The sequence below is a fragment of the Streptomyces sp. NPDC057654 genome (assembly GCF_042800135.1).
Lineage (GTDB): Bacteria > Actinomycetota > Actinomycetes > Streptomycetales > Streptomycetaceae > Streptomyces.
In genome coordinates this window covers 1-4,762 of record NZ_JBHVHQ010000219.1, presented here as the reverse complement: position 1 = coordinate 4,762, position 4,762 = coordinate 1, and the positions used below count along the sequence as shown (strand labels likewise).

At 69.9% G+C, this 4,762-nt stretch carries 4 protein-coding genes; all 4 read left to right on the top strand.

The genetic code is table 11. The features are described 5' to 3' along the window. On the top strand, nt 1–640 hold a 640-nt coding region (locus ACFU99_RS18340; protein ID WP_384392862.1), incomplete at its 5' end, for a LysR substrate-binding domain-containing protein. A 155-nt stretch (nt 641–795) separates the two neighbouring features. Further along, entirely contained in the window at nt 796–1,575 is a 780-nt protein-coding gene (locus tag ACFU99_RS18335; RefSeq protein WP_384392859.1) for an SDR family NAD(P)-dependent oxidoreductase, read from the top strand. A 255-nt stretch (nt 1,576–1,830) separates the two neighbouring features. Next, nucleotides 1,831–3,240 (top strand): MFS transporter, encoded by a 1,410-nt coding sequence (locus ACFU99_RS18330; RefSeq protein WP_384392855.1) that lies wholly within the window; start codon nt 1,831–1,833, stop codon nt 3,238–3,240. Nucleotides 3,241–3,432: 192 nt separating this feature from the next. Beyond that, entirely contained in the window at nt 3,433–4,632 is a 1,200-nt protein-coding gene (locus ACFU99_RS18325; RefSeq protein WP_384392852.1) for a ferritin-like domain-containing protein, read from the top strand. Nucleotides 4,633–4,762: the final 130 nt, after the last annotated feature.

The following is a 4,762-nucleotide window of genomic DNA, read 5'->3' as shown; positions in this document are numbered from 1 at the left end:
GCTCCCCCGCACTCTGGAGTCGCTCGCCGCCGCGCACCCCCGGCTCCGCCCCACCGTGAACGACGGCGAGGCGGTCGACCTGATGCCGCGGCTGCTCGACGGCGAACTCGACCTGCTGCTCATCGAGAGCTGGGCCAACCGGCCCATGTTCGTACCCGAGGGCATCACCCTGCGGACCCTGGTCCGCGAGGACGTATGGGCAGCGCTGTCCACCCGGCATCCGCTCAGCGGCCGCGGGACGATCGACGTGGCCGAGCTGGACGGCACGGCCTGGACGAGCTGTCCGCCGGGCACCGAACCGCACGAGGCCCTGGTGCAGGCGCTGCGCGCGCACGGCGTCGAGCCCGACGTGCGCTACATCCTCGCCGAACACATCACGCAGCTCGCACTGGTCGAGAAGAACCTGGCCGCCGCCCTCATTCCCGCGGTCTCCCGCCACCTGGCCCCGCCCGGCGTGCGTTTCGCCCGCCTGCGCCCCGCCCTGCGGCGCGAGATCAAGGCGGCCTGGTGCAACGGCGCCGAGACGCCGCCGGTACGCGCGTGCGTCGCCGCCCTGGCCGAGAGCAGCGACGCGCTGGGCGAGGGCTCGGGCGCACCGGGCGAGGGCTCGGATGCACCGGGCGGCGGCTCGGAGAAATAGTCGCGGCGTCTCCGCACCTATGCGCGGGCGGCAATTGAAGGTTGCGTCGGACGAAATCCACGGAACCGAATCCGTCGGCGGCGTGATGTCCGGAGCAATGCAAGGTTGCCTTATCGGTTCTTTCCGATCTTCCGGCGCCTGGCTACGGTGAACTCATGGGAAATCTCAGCGGGAAAACCGCTCTCGTCACCGGCGGCAGCAGGGGAATCGGGCGGGGAATCGCCGAACGCCTGGGGCGGGACGGCGCCTTGGTGGCGGTGCACTACGGATCCAACGCGGCGGCGGCCGAGGAGACCGTGGCGAGCATCGTGGCGAAGGGCGGCCGGGCGTTCGCCGTGGGGGCCGAACTGGGCGTCGACGGGGACGTGGAGAAGCTCGTGGCGGGGCTGGACGCAGGGCTGGGGGCGCGGGAGGAGACGGCGGAGAAACCGGCGCTCGACATTCTCGTGCACAATGCGGGGCTGAATTTCATGGGACGGCCGATCGAGGTGCTCACTCCCGAGGAGTTCGACCGGATGGTCGCGGTCAATGTCAAAGCGCCGTTCTTTCTCACCCAGGCGCTGCTGCCGCGCATGCGCGAAGGCGGCCGGATCATCAATATCTCGTCCGTTTCCACACGGGTGGCCTCCTCCGGAGGCAGCATCGGCTATCCGCTGACCAAGGGCGCGCTCGATGTGTTCAGCCGCACCCTCGCCAAGCACCTCGGCCCCCGGGGAATCACCGTGAACGCGGTCGGGGTCGGCTTCACCCATACCGACATGACCGCCGGCGCGCTGGCCGATCCGGCGCACCGGGAGAGCACCGTGAGCCGGACCGCGCTCGGCCGGGTCGGGCAGGCCGCGGACATCGCGGACGCGGTCGCGTTCCTGGCCTCCGACGACGCCCGCTGGATCACCGGCACCAAGGTCGATGTCTCCGGCGGCGTCGGCCTGTAGCGGTACGCGCCGAGTGCGGCGGCGGCGCTCCCGGCCGCGCACCGGCAGTGCACGGGGAGGGCACCGGGAGGGCACCGGCAGTGCACCCGGAGGGCCCACGACAACGTGCGCCCTCCCGATTCCACCAAATTAGAAGTACTTCCGACAGACTCTCCCAGTTGTCGCCGCGGTGAATTCATCCCTCCGCAAAAGTCGAAGTACCGTTACGAGCAGAAACATTGTGATCTTACTTCCGGGTCAACTAGCATCCCTGCCATGCTGACGCCGGGTCAATCCCGTCTCCTTTTATCGATCCTATCGATCGCCGCGTTCATGGCAGGTCTGGATCTCTTCATCGTCAACGTCGCATTCGACGACATCGGCCGTGACTTCCAGGGCGAGTCGCTGTCGAATCTGTCCTGGATTCTGAACGGATACGCGATCATTTTCGCCGCCCTCCTGGTACCGCTGGGCCGGCTGGCGGACCGTTACGGGCGCAAGGAAGGGTTCCTGCTCGGCGTCGCCCTCTTCACCCTCGCGTCCGGCGCCTGCGCCGCCTCGAACTCGCTGTGGATGCTGGTCGCCTTCCGTGTGCTCCAGGCCGTGGGGGCAGCGGCCCTCACCCCCGCCAGCCTCGGGCTGCTGCTGTCCGTCTTCCCGCCCGAGCGGCGCGCGGGCGCGGTGCGCGTCTGGTCGGCCAGCGCGGCGCTCGCCGCCGCCGCGGGCCCCGTCTTCGGCGGGCTGCTGGTCACCGCGTCCTGGCGCTGGGTGTTCCTGGTCAACCTGCCGATCGGGCTGCTGACCCTGGTGGTCGCGGCCCGCCGGCTGCCGTCCTCGCGGGACACCGCGGCCTCGCGGATGCCGGACCTGGCGGGCGCGGGCGTCCTGACCGTAGCCGTCGGGCTGCTGGCCCTGGGCCTGGTGAAGATCGACGACTGGTCCGCGGTGCGCGTGACCGTCATCCTGGCCGTCGCGGTCCTGGGCATCGCCGCGTTCTGGCTGCGCTCCCGGCGCCACGCCTCGCCGGTGATCGAACCGGCGCTGCTGCGGGTGCCGGTGTTCGCCTGGTCCAACGCGACGGCGATCGTCTTCAGCGCCGCGTTCGCGGCCAACCTGCTCTGCGCGATCCTGTGGATGCAGAACGTCTGGGGCTACTCCGCGCTCCGTACGGGCCTGGGCGTCGCGCCCGGCCCGCTCATGGTGCCGCTGGGCGCGATCGTCGCGAGCAGGCTCGCCCACCGCATCCCCGCGGGCCGGCTCGCCACCCTGGGCTGCCTGCTGTGCGCCGTCGGCGTCACGCTGATGTGGCAGCAGCTCGCGCAGCGGCCCGACTACGCGGGCGCGCTCCTGCCCGGCTGGCTCATCGGCGGCATCGGCGTCGGGCTCGCCCTGCCCACCATCTTGTCCACGGCCACCTCCGACCTGCCGCAGGAGCGATTCTCCACCGGCAGCGCGGTGGTCAACATGAGCCGCCAGATCGGCAGCGTGCTGGGCATCAGCCTGCTCGTCGCGCTGCTGGGCTCGCCGAGAACGTACGCCGAGACCGAGCGGTCCTTCGGGCACGCCTGGATCGCCATCGGCGTCTTCATGCTGCTGGGCGCGGTGACGGCCGTGGGCATGTCGCCCATGCCGCGCAGGCGGAACGTTCTGTCCCGGACTCCGCGCGAATCCCCGGACTCCGCCTAGAACGCCCGGCACCGCTCAGGGGCCCAGTCCCCGCATCGGACGACGAAGTCCGCCGCGGGCCGCAGAACTTCGCGCCGAGATCCGATCCGCGCGGAGAAATTCAGCACAGCGAACCGAAATCCAGCGAACCGAAATCCAGCACTGAGCACTCGGCACAGCGAAACCTGTCACCGAGGTCGAGGGGGAAGCCTCATGAACCGCAACCGCACCCGAATAGCCTACGTCGGCTGTCTGCCCGACATCCGGCCGGAAAGCGAGCTGTCGCTCGCCCGGTTCGGCGAGATCGCTCTCGACCGGCCCCGGCCGGATGTCTTCGAACGCTATCTGCACGAGCTCGACGAGGGCGACGTCCTCGCGGCGGTCTTCGTCGGCGGCAGCGGGTCCTCCGCGCCGGACGCCGTACGGAAACTGCGCGGTCACCGGAAGTTCGCCAAGACCCGCGCGTACGTCGTCGGCGAGGGCGCCGGCGGGCGCGTACCCGGCTGGGCCGAGGCGCTGGACGTCGAGGACATTCTCGCTCCGTCGGAATTCGCCGGTTACGGGTTCACCGACAAGGCCGAGATCGCCATGCGCGCGTACCACTCGCTGGTCCAGGACGAGAACTACACGGATTACTACCTGGACATGACGTACAACAAGATCTTCGACTGGTTCGAGACCACCCGGTGGGACTGGAAAGAACTCGACCTCGACAAGATGCAGCCGGAGATGCTCGACGACGAGGAGATCGACTTCCTCACGGAAGCCGCGATCATCGAATTCGGCACCCTGCCCGGCGCCCACAACTTCCTGCGCGAGTGGGAGGGCGAGACCAGCTTCTCCTCGTGGGCGCTGATGTGGGGCGCCGAGGAGGCCCGGCACTCGCTCGTACAGGCCCGGTGCCTGGACCGGCTGGGCGTGAAGGTGCGTTCCAAGCACGCGCTGTACAAGCGGGAGCCGTACCCGATCGGCGACACCCGCGCCGGCACCCTCATGATGAACATCATCTCCGAGTGCCGCGCGGCCGAGCTGTACAAGGCCCTCGCGGCGGACACCACCGAGCCCGTCATCAAGCGCGTGTGGAAGCTGCTCGGCCGGGACGAGTCGCGGCACGCCAGGGCGTTCTACGTGTTCTCCCAGGAGCTGTGCGACAGCAGCCGGGAGAGCCGGATCGCGGCCCTGAAGATGGCCTACGTCTGGCTGGCCGACCGCAGTCAGGGCATCAAGCACCCGGCCGGCCACTTCTACCCGCACTCGACCTCCGCCAACGGCATCCGGCGGATCGAGTCGGTCGAGGCGGGCGCGACGGACGCCGCCGACGAGAAGGTGCTGTCGATGGTCCGCCGGCTCGCCGAGGACGACACCATCGAGACGTCGACGGACATCAAGCGGAAGCTGCGCACGCTCGTCTGATCCGCCGGCCGGCAGCCGTCCTGCCGCGCACATCCAGTTACCGCACACGCACCACCACTCACGTACGCCGATTCGCGGTGCCGCGCCCGGCACGGCAACCGGCGGCGGGTGGCCGCGCCCGGTGCCCTGC

What these genes read in the sequence shown, in the direction of transcription:
- ACFU99_RS18335 (WP_384392859.1), top strand. Translation starts at nt 796, where the DNA reads ATGGGAAATCTCAGCGGGAAAACCGCTCTCGTCACCGGCGGCAGCAGG.
- ACFU99_RS18330 (WP_384392855.1), top strand. Translation starts at nt 1,831, where the DNA reads ATGCTGACGCCGGGTCAATCCCGTCTCCTTTTATCGATCCTATCGATC.
- ACFU99_RS18325 (WP_384392852.1), top strand. Translation starts at nt 3,433, where the DNA reads ATGAACCGCAACCGCACCCGAATAGCCTACGTCGGCTGTCTGCCCGAC.